Raw genomic sequence first — 1065 nt, 5'->3', positions numbered from 1 at the left:
GTTCTTCGAATTCACCCTTGAGGGCAAAACCAGCGGCTGGGGGGCTGCAATATTGGCCGGCGGTGGTTGTTTGGTATCAAGGGCCTTTAACTGCTGGCTGAAGGTTTAGCTGCCCAGCCACCATTGCAAATTGCCTGTCAAAACTAATAAGTGCCCCACATCCCTCGCTGCGAGCAAGGTGTAGAGCGTCGGCAAAGTCCATGCCTTTTCGGTGCCAATCAAGAGCCCGCACGACGAGGTCTTCCTGCTCTAGGTGCAACTGTCGAATGGCCAACAGCCCCTCAAAAGCCTTCATAACCGCATCCCGAGGCAACTTGTACGCCCCAMGGAGTACCCATTCCAGCTCAAGAACGACAGTGATCGGCACGAAGCAAGCCACACTGGCATCAATCAGAGCTGCCGCTTGCTGGGCTTGGGGCGAATCGTCGTTCACCAACAGACGCACCAGCACATTCGTATCGAGCGCCACAGGTGAGCTCATGGCTTGGCGAAGAGAGCCGGATCCATCTGTTCCAAAGCCAGGGGCGGGCCCTGGTAACCAGTGCAGCCGATCAAGGAGCTAGCAGACCTGGTCTTGGCATGAGCCTGAGGAATCAGGCGCAAACCATCAGCCTCAAGACTCAACGCCAGCCGATCGCCGGCCTGGAGCCCCAACAGCTGGCGCAGTCTTGCAGGTATTACCAATTGCCCCTTCGATGACAAGGTAAGCAGCGCATCCATAGCGTTGGGCTAAAACGTCTTACCAGTGTAAGACGCGAGAACCCCGGAGCAACTCTCTAAACACTGTCCTTGAAAACGGGGGAGGCTCAGTTCCTTGATTTCAAGAGCTTCAAAACGGTAGAGCTGATCGCCGGGGGTGTCTGGGTTGAGGCCCAGCGTGTTGGCGTTTGCGGCGGCTGAGCCCGGTAGTACCAGCGATCTGTGTTCACTGGCTGCAGGAGCTGGTGGGAGTAGGGATTTGTTGGCGGCAGGAGGCTCAGGGGGAAGCCATAACAATTTGGGCGCCTCCTCGAATCTGAACAGCCTGTACAGATTTCTGCACACCTGCAAATGAGAGGGGGGGGG

Annotated in this window: 2 protein-coding genes; both read right to left on the bottom strand. The window is 57.0% G+C overall.

Annotated elements, in window-relative coordinates:
- Positions 1–76: 76 nt before the first annotated feature.
- Complete coding sequence (locus C7K08_RS14445) at positions 77–481, bottom strand: type II toxin-antitoxin system VapC family toxin (protein WP_106501172.1); 405 nt, start codon at positions 479–481, stop codon at positions 77–79.
- Positions 478–720 carry an AbrB/MazE/SpoVT family DNA-binding domain-containing protein gene (locus tag C7K08_RS17005; RefSeq protein WP_106501171.1) on the bottom strand — a complete coding sequence of 81 codons (243 nt, stop codon included), beginning with the start codon at positions 718–720 and terminating at the stop codon, positions 478–480. The genes C7K08_RS14445 and C7K08_RS17005 overlap by 4 nt, the downstream gene beginning before the upstream one ends.
- Positions 721–1065: the final 345 nt, after the last annotated feature.

Origin of the sequence: Synechococcus lacustris str. Tous, from assembly GCF_003011125.1 — a bacterium.
Classification (GTDB): Bacteria; Cyanobacteriota; Cyanobacteriia; order PCC-6307; family Cyanobiaceae; genus Synechococcus_D; species Synechococcus_D lacustris.
This window is presented reverse-complemented; position numbering and strand designations above follow the sequence as displayed.

Coding starts and splice junctions, on each gene's coding strand:
- C7K08_RS17005 (WP_106501171.1), bottom strand. CDS start 720: ATGGATGCGCTGCTTACCTTGTCATCGAAGGGGCAATTGGTAATACCT.